The organism is Streptomyces flaveus, from assembly GCF_014647675.1.
GTDB classification, from domain to species: Bacteria; Actinomycetota; Actinomycetes; order Streptomycetales; family Streptomycetaceae; genus Streptomyces; species Streptomyces flaveus.
Window position 1 is genome coordinate 46,610 of sequence record NZ_BMPQ01000030.1, and the last position, 15,130, is coordinate 61,739.

Below are 15,130 nucleotides of genomic sequence, written 5' to 3' on the forward strand. Positions count from 1 at the left end.
GCGTTCTACGTCCGCGCGCACGGCCCGGTCTTCTGGGCCGAGGCCGACTGTCAGTCGCCCGGCCCTCTCGCCGGTGTGACGGCGTGACCCAGGGAGGCGACCCGACAGAAGGACGTCCACTTCGTCATGCGCAGGCCCCTTCACCCCCGCAGTAGGGCCCGCAGGCTGCGCCGGTATTGATAGGCCCGGCCTATACGGGGCATCGATTTTTGGTCGTGGACCCCCTGATGTGTGGCCCGGTTCACTGTGGCCCAAGCTGGCGCGTGCCGATCGGGCTCGGTCGCGCGATCAGCGCGATCAGGGAGGCTGCAATGACGCAAACCCCGGACAACGAGCGAGCCGCACAGGCCGCGCGCATCGCGGCGAAACCGTGGTACCGGCAGTTGTACGTCCAGGTCCTCGTGGCGATCGTGATCGGCATCGTGCTGGGCTGGCGGTGGCCGGATCTCGCCACCGACATGGAGCCGATCGGCACGACGTTCATCACCGCGATGAAGATGCTGATCGGCCCGATCGTGTTCCTGACCATCATCGGAGGCATAGCGGGCGTCGCGGACCTGAAGAGGGTCGGGCTCACCGGGATCAAGGCGCTGGCCTACTTCCAGGTCGGCACGATCGTCGCCATGGCGGCGGGCCTGGTGGCGATCAACATCTTCCGGCTCGGTGACGGCGTGCACGCCGACCCGTCGACCCTGGACACCTCCGGCGACGCGGGCGAGTACATCGAGAAGGGCGAGCACCAGCAGTGGTGGGAGTTTCTCACCCACATCGTGCCGAACAGCTTCTTCGGCCCGTTCGTCGAGGGAGACATCCTCCAGGTGATCTTCCTGGCGGTGATCTTCGGCGTCGCGCTGAAGGCGGTGGGGAAGTCGGGTGAGCCGGTCATCGCGGGTGTGCACCGGCTGACCGAGGTCGTCTTCAAGGTGCTGTCGTACGTCATGAAGGTCGCGCCGCTGGGTGCCTTCGGCGCGATGGCGTACGCGATCGGGAAGTTCGGCCTGTCCACACTGACCAGCCTGGGTTCACTGATCCTGCTCTTCTATGTCACCTCCGCCCTGTTCGTCGTGGTGGTGCTCGGCGGTGTGCTGGCCGCGTACGTGAAGCTGAACATCTTCCAGCTCTTCCGCTACTTCAAGGAGGAGTACTTCCTGATCCTGGGCACGTCCACCGCCGAGCCCGCGCTGCCCGGGCTGATGCGCAAGCTCCAGCACATGGGAGTCGAGAGGTCCACGGTCGGCCTGGTCGTGCCCACGGGCTACAGCTTCAACCTCGACGGCGCGGCGATCTACCTCTCCCTCGCGACGCTGTACATCGCCCAGGCCACCGACACCCCGTTGTCCGCCACCCAGCAACTCGGGCTGCTCGCGGTCATGTTGCTGACCTCCAAGGGCGCCGCGGGTGTCGCGGGCGGCGGTTTCATCGCGCTCACCGCGACCCTGTCGACGGTCGGTACCGTTCCCGCCGCGGGCATCATGCTCGTCTTCGGCATCGACAAGTTCATGTCCGAGTGCCGGGCCATGGTGAACTTCTCCGGCAACGCCGTCGCCACCCTCTTCATCGCCCGGTGGGAGAACACCCTGGATCTGGCGCGGGCACGCGAGGTACTGGCGGGCAGGGCGGTGGAACCGCCGGTGGCCCCCGAGACGGAAGCGGAGCCGGAAGTGGCGAAGGGCCGGCCGACGGTGGCTCCCAGTGCCGAGGTGGCGTCCTGATGGTGTCCGTCCTGGTCGCTCCGGACAAGTTCAAGGGCTCCCTCAGCGCCGACGAGGTCGCCCGCGCGCTGGAGCACGGGCTGCTGGAAGCCGCCCCGCACGCGCAGGTCCGACGGCTCGCGCCGGGGGACGGGGGCGAGGGCAGCGTGGCCGCCGCCTGCGCGGGCCGATTCCGGTCCGAGAAGGTCACGGTGACCGGGCCGACCGGGCAGCCCGTCACGGCCTCGGTGGCGGTGCACGGCCGTACCGTCCTCATCGAAGCAGCGGCCGTCTGCGGACTCGGCTCCTGCCGGGCGGCCGCAAGGCGCCCAGTGCGGGCGGACCCTCGCCGACCGCTGGATCGGACGCGGAAGAACGGAAGCCGGCAGATAAGCTCGCTCCGCCCGTCGTACCAGCACAGAGCGGGGAGACGCCGTGGACGCCCGGCAGTTGGAGTACTTCCTCGCCATCGTGGAGCACGGTGGTTTCAGCAAGGCCGCCGCCGCCCTCCACGTAGCCCAGCCGTCGCTGTCCCAGGCGATGGCGAACCTGGAGGCCGATCTCGGGGTGGCCCTCTTCCACCGGGTGGGGCGGGGCGTCGTACTGAGCGAAGCCGGTGCGGAACTGCTGGAGCCGAGCCGGCGCGTGCTGCGGGACCTGGCCGCCGTACGGGACACAGCGGCCGCCCTCGCCGGGCTGCACGGCGGCACCGTCGAGGTCGCCACCATGCCCTCGCCCGGCATCGAACCGCTCACCACGCTCATCCACCGCTTCGCCGAGCTGCATCCGTCCGTGACGGTGAGCACCCAGGCCGCCTTCACCCCGGACGAGGTCATATCCCTGGTCCGCAGCGGCACCTGCGAACTGGGCCTGCTGGGCGGCGCCGCCCCCGTGCACCCGTCCGGCCTTGACGTCCTGCACGTCGAGGACCAGCCGTTCGTGGTCGTCGCCGCACCCGGCGGGGCGATCGAGGACGACGTCACGATCCGGCCCGAGGACCTGGCCGGCCAGAAGCTCATCGCGTCCCGCACCGGCAGCCTGATGCGCAGCATCGTGGACGACATCACGGAGGGCGGCACCGGAACGGAGATCGTGACGGTCGTCGACCACCGCACGTCGATCCTGCCGCTGGTCCTCACCGGGGTGGGAGTCGCGGTCCTGCCCTCCTCCTGGACCCGGCTGGCCCGCCGCTGCGGCGCGGCGGTCGCACCCATCGAGCCGACCGCCCATCTCCATGTGGCGATGGTGAGCCTGCCCGCCCACCTCACGCCGGCGGCGCGGGAGTTCCTCGCTCTCACCGGGTCGCTGGCGCAGCGGCGGGCACACGCCGCCTGACGCAGGACCGATCGGCCACGCCTATACGTCGTATCGAAAGCAGGTCTTGGACGCGCCGTGACGTCGGTGTGTTGACTCGAATCCGACCGCACGACAGCGAGCCGGAGGCACCCATGACAGCCGCACCCCGCACGTTCCGCATCGCCGCCATCCCCGCCGACGGGGTGGGCAAGGAGGTCGTCGCCGCGGGGCGAGCCGTCCTGGACGCCCTGGCCGAGATCTCCAAGGGTTCCGCGGCCCCCTTCGCCTTCGCCTGGGAGGAGTTCCCCTGGGGCTGTGAGTTCTACGAGCGCACCGGCAAGATGATCGACGACGACGGCCTGGAGCAGCTCAAGGACTTCGACGCGATCTACTTCGGTGCCGTCGGCTGGCCGACCGTCCCCGACCACGTCAGCCTGTGGGGCCTGCGCCTGAAGATCTGCCAGAACTTCGACCAGTGGGCCAACATCCGCCCCGTGCACTTCCTGCCCGGCGTCCAGAGCCCGCTGCGCAAGGCCGACGACACCGAGCTGGACTGGGTGGTCGTCCGCGAGAACAGCGAGGGCGAGTACGCGGGCCTCGGCGGCCGTAACCTCTCCGGCCGCGGACCCGGCGGTGAAGTCGCCGTCCAGTCGGCCCTGTTCACCGAGGTCGGCTGCGAGAGGATCATGCGGTTCGCCTTCGACCTGGCCCGGACCCGGAGCCGCCGCAAGGTCTCGTCCGTGACCAAGAGCAACGCCCAGCAGTACGGCATGGTCCTGTGGGACGACGTCTTCAAGCGCGTCGCCGCCGACTACCCGGACGTCGAGACTGAGAGCGTGCTCGTGGACGCGATGTCCGCCAAGTTCGTCCTGCACCCCGAGGACCTGTCGGTCGTCGTCGCCTCCAACCTCAACGCCGACATCCTTTCCGACCTCGGCAGCGCCCTGGCCGGCAGCCTGGGCCTGGCGGCGAGCGCCAACCTCAACCCCGAGCGCCGCTTCCCCAGCATGTTCGAGCCGGTCCACGGCTCCGCGCCGGACATCGCGGGCCAGGGCCTGGCGAATCCGATCGGCGCGGTCGGCAGCGCGGCGCTGATGCTGGAGCACTTCGGCCTGCCCGACCAGGCCGCCAGGCTGGACAAGGCGATCGAGGCCACGACCGCCGCGGGTATCCTCACCCGCGACGTCGGCGGCACGGCCACGACGGAGGACGTGACCAAGGCACTGATCGACGCGCTCAACGTCTGACGGTCTGAAAGCGAGCCCTGAGACAACAGGGCTTCGCTGCTGGGTAGGGGTCGGTTTTCGCCGGTGGGACTGTTGGTCAGCAGGTGTGGCGTCAACCCTTGAAGATCCGCTTGGCCTGGTCTCGGTGGGTGGTGTGCAACTCCCAGTAGATGGGGGAGATCTGGTCAGCCGTGGCCCGTGGCTGTCCGTAGAAGGTGAGGGTGCCGACTGAAGGGGCCCGCCGGGTGCACGACATCACCCTCCTTCGCTCAGGCAGGACACCATGTCCTTCAGGAGTGCCGTGCTGTGCAACGACCGGCGGTGGCTCAACGGATCGACTTCGTCGATCGGGGTGCGCGGTGATCGTGGCACTCTGACGGTGGCAAGCACCACCCAGGGGTCGTCCGGGCAGCTTGGGCACTCGGTGATCCCGGCTTTGAATATCTCGTCGCAGTCCGGGCGTACAGGCGCGTGGGTCTTGGGGAGTGCCGAAAGACAGCAGATCTCGTAGGCGTCCCGGATACGCGTGTATTGGCAGGCCGCTCCGGAACAGGAGCAGCCTGTGGGTGCCGTGTGGACGGGCCGTGTCTCGCACTCGGTGTAGCGGATGGCGAGGTAAACGGTGTCGTCGGCGAGAGTACGGCGACTGACCGGCGGACATGGCCGGGCGAACGCACAGGGATCGGCGCTCGCCAACAGACAGTTCGCGAGGTTGAACGTGACGTCGGCGCGGATCGACACCGCATCACCCTGTGGGGTGAGGAGATATCCAGGCCCGATCCGCACCCGCCATGGATGCTCGTCGCTGGGCACGGCCCGCACGTCGCAGCCACAGACCACGCCCCAGCCGTGCAGGAAGCGGTTGTGCTCGCGCAGTTTCTGCCGGTGGTACGCCTGCTCGTCGTTGAGATCGGCGGCATGGATCAGCTGCTTCGGATAGAAACGCATGCGCTCCGGCACACCGGTGTCGGAACGGGCGGGATCACCCATGGTGATGCTCACCGCGGAACCTCCTCCTGCTAGTGGTCTCTCAGCGGTCGACCTGGAATGAGAAGTGGAAGTTGCCGCCGGGCCTGCCGTCCCCGCTCGGCCACTGCCGGCCCGCCTCCCCGTCCAGCGGCTCGGCGTCGTCCGGGGACTGTCCGACAGACATGATCGCCGGCCGCTCGCCGCGCAGGGTGACGGTGTACGCGCCGGGCTCCAGCGCATTGCGCACGGCACAGCGCAGCCGCTGCGGCGCCGGCCATTCGACGGGGAGCGCGACCGGCGTACCGTCACGCAGCACCTCGACCGAGCCGCCCATGGCGATGCTCGCCTGGTCGACGGGTGCGCCGGTGAACTCCGCCTCGAAACCGAGCGGTTCACTGCCGCGGAGAATCACCCGGCGCTCGTCCGGCGAGTCGAGTACGACATCGGGCCCGTTGCCCATCAGCAGCCGTACGGCGCCGACCTTCAGCAGCACCGTGTCGTGCCGACAGCACTCCTCGATCCGCTCGTTCAGACAGATCAGGAGCTGCAGCAGCATGCGGTTGGTCGGCACCACCGGACGCGGCAGGCACGGGGCTATCTTCAGGGCGCCCCGTGGGCCGACCGCGATATTGGCCAGGACGACACAGGGGTCGGTCGGCGGGTCCGGGCAGTCGGCGGCCAGCAGGCACAGCGCCTCCTGAATCCGGCCCTCGCGCAGCAACTCCCCGAGATCCGAGGTGCATTCACGTACGACGTCATCGGCGGTGCCCTCGTGCACATGCAGGGCGTACGTCTCCACCCAGCGGCCCGCCTCGCTGTGCCGCGGGCCGTCGCAGAGCGGGTCCGGCACCAGCGCGGGCTCGAACCCGGTGCGGCACTCGCGGTAGCACAGGCTCAGGACCAGCTGACGGGGGAGCGGGGTGTCGTCGTCCGGCACGGGCACCCCGTCCTCGTCGGTGAGCCGCAGCGGCAGCAGTTCGACCTCGTCGGGGACCAGAATGCGCCGCCCCCAGCCGTCGATCGCCAGGCCGGGACCGACCCGCAGCCCGCGCTCCCCGCCACTGCGTATGACCTCGACCTGTAATCCGCAGACGACCCCTGGACCGAGCAACAGCCGGTTGCTGCGCCGCTGTTCGGCGATGAGGTACTCCTGCTCCAGGTCGAAGTGGAGTACGTCCATCAGCTTGCCGTAGAAGTAGCGGTTGCGCTGGGGCGTGCTGAGCTCGCTCAGCTGCCGGTCGTTGCGAAGGGTCGGGCTCATCGGCGGTCTCTTCCTGTGAATCACTGTGAATCTCTGCGGGGTGTCACGGGGCAAGAGCGAGGCCTTCGGGCGGCGGTCCGGCGACGATCGTGTCCAGCCCGGTCCTGGCCTGCACTCCGACCCGGAAGCGGGCCGTCACGAAGCAGAGATGGGCGGCGGTGTGGGCGGGCTTCTCGGCGTCGAGCACCTCGCCGACCCGGCGGCGCCCGCACTCGTCGAGGCCGTGTCCGGCGACCACCGCGGTGAAGCGGTGCGCGGTGTCGTCGAAGAGGTACTGCCCCCGCACCCCGTCCTCCTCCGGGGCGCCGGCCCCGACGGACCAGGCCCCGGGGGCGGTCCCGTCGGGCGACAGGGCGGGCAGCACCGTGTCGGTGCCGAGGGGCGAGGGCCCGTCGAGCACCCAGATGCCGCGCGCCCGGAAGTCCTCGAACAGCAGGGGACGTACGCCCGTATGCAGTTCCACGGCCCTCGCGACTCCGTGCGGGGTGCCGCGGGTGCGGTGCAGTTCGGGCACTTCGGCGAGCAGCGCCCGCAGTGCGTCCGGGTCCGCTTCGGCGAGGCCTTGCGGGATCTCGAAGGCCAGCCACTGGGCCAGGACCGGGAGCAGCTCGGCGGGTGCGGTGGTGGCGTCGAAGTCGCGCGGGAGCAGCCCGATGGCGTCCTCGCGGTCGCCGAGCACGGACTTGGCCAGTCCCAGGAGACGGCGCAGGAACTCGGAGCCCGGCTGCTCTGCGTAGACCTGGGGGAGGTGGTCCAGGTAGTCGTCCGCGGAGGATTCGGCGCGTACGTCGAGGAGGGTGGGGGAGGCGGTGGCGGGGGCCTGCGCGGTGCGGGTCAGTTGGACCTGGAGCCATAAGTACCGGCCGCCGTCCAGGAGTACGTCGTGGGCGGCCGCCGGGGTCCAGGGCGGGGCGGCGTCGGGCGCTTCGGCGAGGGAGGAGGCGAGGAACAGGTCTGTTCCGTCCGGGACTTCGGCCGTGGCGGCCGCCCTGGACCAGCTCCCTTCCTCGCCCGCGTCGAAGGGGCCCGCGTGCAGGGTGCCGTGGGCCGGGCGTCCGGTGGCGGGGTGGGCGGTGAGGTGGTGGTCGTCGGTGCCGGTCTTGATGTGGAGGGTGCCGTCGGGGGCGGCGGCGAGCGCCGACACCGGGCCGCGGAAGCCGGCCACGGTGCCGAGGGGGCAGCCGTCGTCCAGGGCCACGATCAGGATCTCGCCGCGGGTGCGGTCGGCGACGTACAGCCGGTCGCGGGAGATGGCGAGGGCCTGTGGGACGGTGCCCTCGGCGAGGGGCGGGCTGGATGCGGTGCCTGTGCGGTCGAAGCGGAGTACTGAGCGGGTGGTCCAGTCGCCTACGTAGAGGGTGCCGTCGGAGGCGGCGATGCAGCGGGGGTCGGCGGGTGACTGCGCGAGGCGTCGGGTGAAGGCGGTGTCCGGTTCGCCTCCGGGGCCGAGGCGCAGGAGCTGCCGGGGCTCGGTGTCGAGGACGAAGAGGCCCAGTTCGCCGTCGGGGGCGACGGCGACCGGTCGCCGCAGGCCCTCGGTCCATAGCGCGCGCGGGGACAACTCGGGGGAGAGTAAGGCTACTTGGCCGCGCTCGGGGTCGGCGACGAAGAGCTGGCCGTGTGGTCCGATGCAGAGGCCGGCGGGTGTGCCGAGTGCCGGATGTGCGGTCAGTTCGAGACGGTCGCCGCAGTCGAGTGCGATCCGGATCAGGCGGTGTTCGGCTGCGTCCGCGAGGTAGAGGCCGCAGTGGGAGTCCAGGGCCAGACCGGAGGGTTCGGCTGGTTGTGGTTCCGGTTCGGATAGCGACGGGGGTACGACGCCGGGGACCCGCAGCAGCTCGATCCGGCCGTCGGCGCGGATCTCCAGGCCGTCGAGGCGGCAGTCGGGCCAGGTGCCGTTCCCGGCCAGGAGGGCATGGAGGGTGGTGGGCTGCTGCAGGGTCATGGGTGCCGTCACTCGACGTAGAGGTTGTAGAGGAGCTTGCCGCCGCTGTCGTTATCTACGTAGAACTCCAGGGTGTGGGGGCCGGCGTCCATGGGCAGGCCGGCCGAGTTGGCGATGTCGATCAGATCGAGCGCTTCAGTGCCCTTGAGAACCAGGTCACTCTGTGAGCCGCCGTCGCCCAGCTGCGGCCACCTCAGGAAGCGCAGCACCTTGTCTGTGACGGGCTTCGTGTCGATCTTGATCTTCAGGTCGGACAGGAATGCGTACGCAGGTTCTGAGGCCGCTTGGCGGTTGGGGCTTCCCGTGCTGCTGACATTGAGGTCGGCGGTGAGCGTGTGGGAGTGGACAGCGTCGGCGAGGCTCTGACTCATCCCTTCCGTCTCGGCCGGGACGGCGCTGCCGTCCGCCTTCACTGGCCCACCCAGTGGCTTCTGTTTGACCGGTTCGATCCAGGGCGCCATGAGGTCCTTCTGGCCGTTTTCGTGCCGCGACTGCCGGTGATATTCGAGTTGATCCCACCTCCTCTCTCTGGTTGGAATCTCTGCAAGAGGGATGGGTGTCCTACCGAACGTGCCGCCCAGGCCTTCAAGTTCCGTCAAGAGCCCGTGGCCATGGGTCAGATCAGTATCTTCCGTGGCCGGAGTCGACCCTTCGGGCCGGTGAGTGTGGTCGGTGAGCCGGTGCCTGTGATCGACGAGCTTGATGGTCTCCGGCGAGAGCGGGATATTGCCCTGCGTGAGCGTGTGCTGGTGCCCTCCCAGCTGCGTGTAGTACAGGTCGGAGAACTTTCCGCCCCACAGATAGAGGACGACGGCGTTGGGCGCCCCGCCGCGGATCTCGAAGTGCAGCACCTTGGAGTTGCCGGGCGCGATGTCCTTCTCGCCCTCCAGCGCGAACCCCGTCACCTGCGTGGTGTGCGTAGGGCGCGCATACTGCCGTATCCCCGTCTCGATCGACGTGACCCGGCACTGGTCGTCCAGCGTCACATAGGCGAGTACGACCGCACTGTCGGTGCCGTCCTTGTCCGCCGAGGCCAGGTCCTGCGCGGGATAGTCCTCGGTCCAGACGAACTCGGCCCGCTCCCTGACCCGGGCGGACTGCGGCGCGGCAGGGCGGGCGCAGGGATCGTCGGCGGCGGGGAGGAACTCCTCGGTGTAGCGCAGGACGAGGAAGTAGCCGCCCTGTTTCACCGGCGGCTGCGCCGGGACGGCAAGGGCGCGGTCCTCCAACGAGGCCTCCGGTACAACCAGTTCGCGGCCCAGCGCGTCGAGGGCGAGCCCCGGCGCCACCAGGACATGGGTGGTGTCGGCCGGTGCGGGCTGGTCCACTTCCAGGCCGTCCACCACGCCCGGGGTGAAGAGCCCCCGGTTGAGCAGACGCCGCATCGCCAGGTGGTAGTGCTGTTCGAGGCCGAGGTCGGCGGCGTCGAGCCGCTGGCCGTTGTAGTAGTGCAGGCGCTCCACTGTGGTCATCGCGCCACCTCCGCAAGAGTGATCGAATGAGGGCCGGACAGGGCCAGTTCCGTGGCGCAGAGCGGCAGATTGCCGCATCTGGGGCCGGTGTCGTCGGGTCCCGAGATGCCGAGCCCGTCGACGAAACGGACCCCGGGCAGCGCGTCCAGGAGCGCCATCACTTCGCTCTCCAGGACGTCACGCCCAAAGGGCCGACCCGAGCCGTCGGGCCCGCCGGTGAGCGGGTCGAAGTAGGCGTCGAGGGCGTCGCGGGCAAGCGAGGCGAGGTCCGGTGGGGTGGTCCGGTCCGGGTGCAGCGTCGCCCTCACGGTGACCGGCACATACGTAGGTCCGACCACGCGCAGCTCCGTGCAGAGCGGCCGGCGCGGCTCCAGGAAGAGGCGCACTGCCTTGAGGAAGCCGGGACTTGGGGTCGGCGGCTCGCCGCAGCGCGGCAGCACGACCACGGTCACCGCTCCGGCCGCGGGCAGACATCCGTAAGCCGGATGGTGTCCCGGCACGGCATGGGCGCGCCCGACCGGAACCTCCGGGGTGCGCAGTGCGAGCGCCTCAAGGTCGGCGGCGGTGACCCCGCGCTCGGGCCGGGCCAGCAGTTCGAGCAGTCGGCCATGCGCCCGGGACAGCTCTTCGGCGGGACCGCCGCCGACGGCCGGGAGCGGCTGCACGACGGATTCCAAAGCGCCCACGTCGACCAGGCGAGTCAGCTGCCCGGCAGGAATGTTGCCCGCGGCGCCGCCTCCCGCCTGGAAGCGCATCGCGGTGATCCGGGAGCCTGCCGCAGGAACCCGGCCCACCCGTCCGTCGCCGAAGGTGATGACGCCCTCGACGGGGTCGAGCAGGTAGTGCCGGTCGTGGCTGCCGGTGCGGTCCCACTCGGTGACCTCCCGCCAGCTGTCGTCGCCGGCCACCTGGATCCTGGTGCTGCCCGCGACGACGGGTCGGGCGCCGAGCTCGAACCGCTCGCCCGCCGCGCCCCGCCCCACACCGAGCAGCTCGGGCCCGCTGACGGTCTCCGCGTGGTGCACCTCGACGGCGTTCACAGCGACGGCGAGCAGCCGGGGCGGGCATTCGTAGCCGCCGGAAGCGAGCCGGCAGCGGATCCAGTGGCGGCCGTCGGCCGGGTCCGAGGGGAAGCGGGTCGGGCCGCGGAGTACGACCCGTCCGGTGTGCGTCAGCGCCCGGGTGCCGTCCCAACGGGTCAGCAGCGGGGCCCAGTTGCCACCGTCCAGGTACTCCCACACCGTCCGGGCCCAGTAGTGCGCCCGCCCTCCCGTACCCCGATCCGTCTCCCACTCCGGAGTCCACACCTGAAGGCTCAGCTCGTCACCGGGGCCGGCCGGGAGCTCCGTGAACCCGAGCCGCAGCGCGTTCCCGACCCGAGGCCGCTCACCGAACGGCCACAGCGACTGGCCCTCGGCGAGGTTGGCGCCCGTGACGTCGAGGGGCCGTCCCCCGTCTTCCTCGCCGGCCTCCGCCAACAGCCGCCCCCGCGAGGTCCCTTCGGCCCCAGAAAGCTCCAACCAGGCAGGTGAGACACTCAACCGTCGTACGCTCTCGAAAACCGTCACCCGCTCTGTGTCGCACACCTGGAGCCCGGCCGGAAGCACCACCGCCCCCGCATTCCCCGGCGCCCGGCGCAGCGCCACCACCGTGGTCGCCACCCCCGCGGGCCGCGGCTCCACCCCGGCCAGACGCAGAAAGCCGCGCAGCGCCGCGGGCGGCACCCGGTCGAGCTGGAAGAGCTCCAACTCGGTTAGCCAGGCGAAGAGTTCCATCAGGGTGATGCCGGGATCGTGGGCGTTGTGGTCGGTCCAGCCCGGTGCGCGGTGCGCGATGAGCTCGCGCGCCTCGGTGGTCAGCTCCTGCCAGGTGCGGGAGTCGAGCTTCGGAAGCGGTAGCGGCATGGCGTCACTCCCGGATCCGCGGCTTGAGCAAGTGCCGCCCTGCGGAAGGGAGATGGTCGGGGGGTATGGGTGCGGACTCCCCGTGCACGCAGCCGTCGGTACTGAGCTGCAGCGCCGTCGCGAAGTCCACGCCGGGGGTCGACTCGACGACGACCGCGACATTGGAGAGCGGCACCGGTTCGCCGAAGGCCCAGCCCGCCCCGCCTGGACCGCCGTACAACGGATGCAGAAATCGGTCGAGCGCCGCCCGCAGCCGCTCCTCCACCGCGGCGGCACCGTCCGCCCCGGACACCGTGAACTCGACCGCCACCGAGACCGGTTGATAGCGCGGCCCGACGACGCCGATGCCTGGGGCGATCGCGGCGGGCGCCCGGCGGGCCAGCTGTTGCTGGACGCGGCGCAGCAGTTTCGCGCCGGGACGCGGCTGCGGTTCCGAACCCCAGGGGACGACCGTGACTTGCACGGCGCCGGTCGTGCCCCGGCAGCGCGCAAGGGCCACCTCCGGGGAGGCTTCCTTGGCCAGCCACTCGTAGTCGACGGCACACAGGGCACGGTCGCGGTGGCGTAGTCGCTGTGACCCCCGAGCCCGAACTCCTGCCTCCGGTATGGCAGTTGGCGCTGTGTCCTCGGCAGCGGCCCCGCCGCTCGCGGCCACCGGATTGCCGACCGACTGCACATAGGGGACCGCACTGTGCAGCTGAGTGATGGTGCCCGCCGGCACATTCCCCTCGGGTCCGCCGCCGAAGCGGTAGCTCGCCGTCACCACCGCCCCGGGAGGCGGCATCGCCCCTGCCCTGCCGTCGCCGAACCGCAGCAGCCCCGTGGTCCGCTCCAGCGTGTAGTGCCGGTCGCCGGGACCCGATCCGTACAGCTGCGGTCGCTCCTGCCAGCGCACCCACACCGCCGTCACCCGGTCGTTGCCGTCGCGGTCGAAACGGAGTGTGTCGGGCGGGAGTTGCTGGACGAGGCCCGTCCAAGCGGATCCCGTCCCCCGCCACTCCTGCACCTCCACCGACTCTTCCGCGAGCACCAGCGGACTGCGCAGCGCATAGCTCTGCCCGGCCGACCCGTCGGAGCGCCCCACGATCTCGCGGCGCACCGTTCCGCGATGGGTCGCGTGCACGGCGTTGAGATACAGCCCCGCGACGGGCAGCGGCTCCAGCACGGACTCGGCGGCCTTGAAGCGGGCCCGCACCCAGAACAGCGGCCGCCCGGGCCCCGGCGCCACCCGCATGTCGGACTGCCCCACGAACTGGATCATCCCGCTGCGCCGGAAACCCCCCGTCCCGTCGAGAACCGGCAGCTCCGCCCAGCCGTCGGCCGACCGGTACTCCCAGGTGAACGGCGAAGCGCCGGCCGCGGCGCCCGCGTCGTCACCGGTGCCTGCGTGGACGTACAGACTGACGAGCCCCACCGGCAGCGGCGCGTCGAAGCCGAAGTACACGGTCGGCACTCGGTCCGGGACCGGCTGCAGTGGCTGGAAGGACTCGCGCCCCCAGCGGACGGCGCCGGTCCGGTCGGCGAAGTCGAAGCGGTTGAGGGTCAGGACCTGATCGAGCCGCGTCGGTCCGGTGTCGTAGGAGTACGAGACCGTCATCCGGGCCAGGACGGGCGGATCGGGCCGCCGCAGTACGCCGCCGGTTACCTCGGTGCGGCCGTAGTCGCCCGCGGTCAGTCGGATGCGCAGCCAGAAGTGGTCCTGCCCGTCGACGACTTGGGAGCGCCACTCGACGGGGCGGCCGAACTCGACCCGGTGCGCGTCGCCCTGCTCGAACTGCTCGGCGCTGCCCTGCAGAAAGCGCGTCCAGCCGCCGTCACCGGTGCTGTACTCCCACACCAGGCTGCGCTCGGCGACCGCGGCGGCCCGGTTGGCCGTGGAGGGCTCGACCGAGAGGCCGATCCGGGCGCCTTCCCGCTTGAACGCCTCGTCGCAGGCGATCAGCAGTGAACTCCCCACCACCGGCTCGGGGCCGAGCGGCCGGAAGTCCTTGCTGGTGTCGAGGAGTACGCCGTCGTTGACCGCGGCGTCGAGCGGCAGCCCCGCCTTGGTCAGGGTGACCCGGGCCCGCAGGGCGTCGATGCGCGGCAGCGGAGCGTCGCCGGTCGTCCCGGGCAGCGGCAGCGGACGTATCGCACGGGCCCGGATCCAGTAGCTCTCCACCCCATTGACCACACCCCTGACCAGCGGGGCGCCACAGACCTTGCGCAGCAGCACCGCGCCGTCGTTGAGCAGGCCGTGGGTCTGGTCCACCACCGGCTCGAAGGACTGCCAGCCGGCCGCCGTCAGATACTCCCAGCACAGCTCCACGGCCGCAGCCGACTCCTGCGGGGTGCCCTGGCGGGCGACGCCCACCTGGAGCGTGATGTCGGCCGCGCCGCGCAGCTCGAAGAGGGTGGCGTGGCCGAGATAGAGATGGTGGGGCAGGAGCCGGGTGTCATCGAACAGCACGAAGCCGTCGGTGAGTTGGGCGCCGTGCTCGGCGTATTCGTCGGCGCCCGGGGTGAGGCTGTACACCGAGGCGAGCCGGGCCCGGACCAGTGACACAGTCTGCTCGGTCGCGAAGATGGGCGGCACCCCAGTGGTCGCCTCAGGTCCCGGGGCCCCCAGCGAGCCCGGCAGCGACGGCGGCACCACGGCGGCGACCTCTGAGTCCGCAGGCAGCGCCACATCCGTCGGCGCGTCCTCGGCGAGCGTGAAGACGAGCGGCGCACGGGCCGGCGCGGGCGGCAGCAGGGTGGTGCCGGTGGCGTCGAGGAAGGCGAGGAGGTACTTGTCCGGGATCTGCCCGAGCCCTTCGTCGACCAGGCCCGCGAACTGGGCGAGCACTTCGAGCAGCGCATGGCCCGGTGTGCCCGGCTCGGGCCGCCAGCCCGGCAGGTAGCCGGGACTGCGCCGCAGGAGTCCCGCCAGGGCCTCTGCGGCCGCGGCGGGGCGAGCGCCGTTTGTACCGGATCCCGGGCCGCTCATGGGGTGCCCTCCCTCAGGTAGTACGGGAAGACGAGGTTGTAGAAGACGTTGGTGGTACGGATCCGATAGTCGATCCGGATCAGCAGCGCGCCCGGCTCCTCGCTGGTCACGGCCACCTGCCGCAGATCGATCCGAGGTTCCCACGCGGTCAGCGCCATCTCCACCCGGTGCCGGACGAGCGCGAGAGTGCCGGTGTCGATCTTCGAGAAGACAAGCGAGCGCAGCCCGGAACCGAAGTCGGGGCGCATCAACCGCTCACCCGGCTCGGTCTGCAGGATCAGCAGGATCGCCTGCCGTACGTCCTCCTCGGCGGCCGCCATCGCCACATCGCCATCCGTGCCGGGGGCGAGCGGGAAGGACCAACCGCGGCCCAGGAATCCGGTGTCCATCGGCTCACC

General features: G+C 70.8%; 11 protein-coding genes and 1 pseudogene. 4 read left to right on the forward strand and 8 right to left on the reverse strand.

The genetic code is table 11. The annotated features are described in order from the left end of the window. The first annotated feature begins 311 nt into the window (after positions 1-311). From dctA to IEZ21_RS37645, 4 genes and pseudogenes are all read left to right on the forward strand, one after another. Complete coding sequence (gene dctA, locus IEZ21_RS37630; RefSeq protein ID WP_246568543.1) at positions 312-1,712, forward strand: C4-dicarboxylate transporter DctA; 1,401 nt, start codon at positions 312-314, stop codon at positions 1,710-1,712. Beyond that, positions 1,712-1,972: pseudogene (locus IEZ21_RS37635) on the forward strand (glycerate kinase); the annotation flags it as partial. The gene dctA and the pseudogene IEZ21_RS37635, both read left to right, overlap by 1 nt. A gap of 154 nt (positions 1,973-2,126) precedes the next feature. Then, positions 2,127-3,026 carry a LysR family transcriptional regulator gene (locus tag IEZ21_RS37640; RefSeq protein WP_189326320.1) on the forward strand — a complete coding sequence of 300 codons (900 nt, stop codon included), beginning with the start codon at positions 2,127-2,129 and terminating at the stop codon, positions 3,024-3,026. A 113-nt stretch (positions 3,027-3,139) separates the two neighbouring features. Further along, a complete protein-coding gene (locus IEZ21_RS37645; RefSeq protein WP_189326321.1) occupies positions 3,140-4,234 on the forward strand; it encodes a tartrate dehydrogenase in 1,095 nt (364 codons plus the stop codon). Positions 4,235-4,325: 91 nt separating this feature from the next. Here the strand turns inward: IEZ21_RS37645 and IEZ21_RS37650 are convergent, their stop codons facing one another. From IEZ21_RS37650 to IEZ21_RS37685, 8 genes are read right to left on the reverse strand one after another with little or no spacing between them, the layout of a single operon-like run. Then, positions 4,326-4,469 carry a hypothetical protein gene (locus IEZ21_RS37650; RefSeq protein ID WP_189326322.1) on the reverse strand — a complete coding sequence of 48 codons (144 nt, stop codon included), beginning with the start codon at positions 4,467-4,469 and terminating at the stop codon, positions 4,326-4,328. Beyond that, on the reverse strand, positions 4,469-5,215 hold the full coding sequence (locus IEZ21_RS37655) for a hypothetical protein (protein ID WP_189326323.1): 747 nt from the start codon (positions 5,213-5,215) through the stop codon (positions 4,469-4,471). The genes IEZ21_RS37650 and IEZ21_RS37655 overlap by 1 nt, the downstream gene beginning before the upstream one ends. A gap of 28 nt (positions 5,216-5,243) precedes the next feature. Beyond that, positions 5,244-6,443 (reverse strand): hypothetical protein, encoded by a 1,200-nt coding sequence (locus IEZ21_RS37660; protein WP_189326324.1) that lies wholly within the window; start codon positions 6,441-6,443, stop codon positions 5,244-5,246. 43 nt (positions 6,444-6,486) lie between these two features. Then, positions 6,487-8,388, reverse strand: coding sequence for a phage tail protein (locus tag IEZ21_RS48530; protein WP_189326325.1), 1,902 nt, complete (start codon positions 8,386-8,388; stop codon positions 6,487-6,489). 8 nt (positions 8,389-8,396) lie between these two features. Further along, positions 8,397-9,860: a hypothetical protein gene (locus IEZ21_RS37670; protein WP_189326326.1), complete on the reverse strand. Its 1,464-nt coding sequence runs from the start codon at positions 9,858-9,860 to the stop codon at positions 8,397-8,399. Continuing rightward, positions 9,857-11,764, reverse strand: coding sequence for a putative baseplate assembly protein (locus IEZ21_RS37675; protein ID WP_189326327.1), 1,908 nt, complete (start codon positions 11,762-11,764; stop codon positions 9,857-9,859). Before IEZ21_RS37675 ends, IEZ21_RS37670 begins: the two co-directional genes overlap by 4 nt. Positions 11,765-11,768: 4 nt before the next feature. Continuing rightward, positions 11,769-14,732, reverse strand: coding sequence for a putative baseplate assembly protein (locus tag IEZ21_RS37680; protein WP_189326328.1), 2,964 nt, complete (start codon positions 14,730-14,732; stop codon positions 11,769-11,771). Beyond that, positions 14,729-15,121, reverse strand: a complete 393-nt coding sequence (locus IEZ21_RS37685; RefSeq protein ID WP_189326329.1) for a GPW/gp25 family protein — start codon at positions 15,119-15,121, stop codon at positions 14,729-14,731. Before IEZ21_RS37685 ends, IEZ21_RS37680 begins: the two co-directional genes overlap by 4 nt. Between the last annotated feature and the right edge of the window lie 9 nt (positions 15,122-15,130).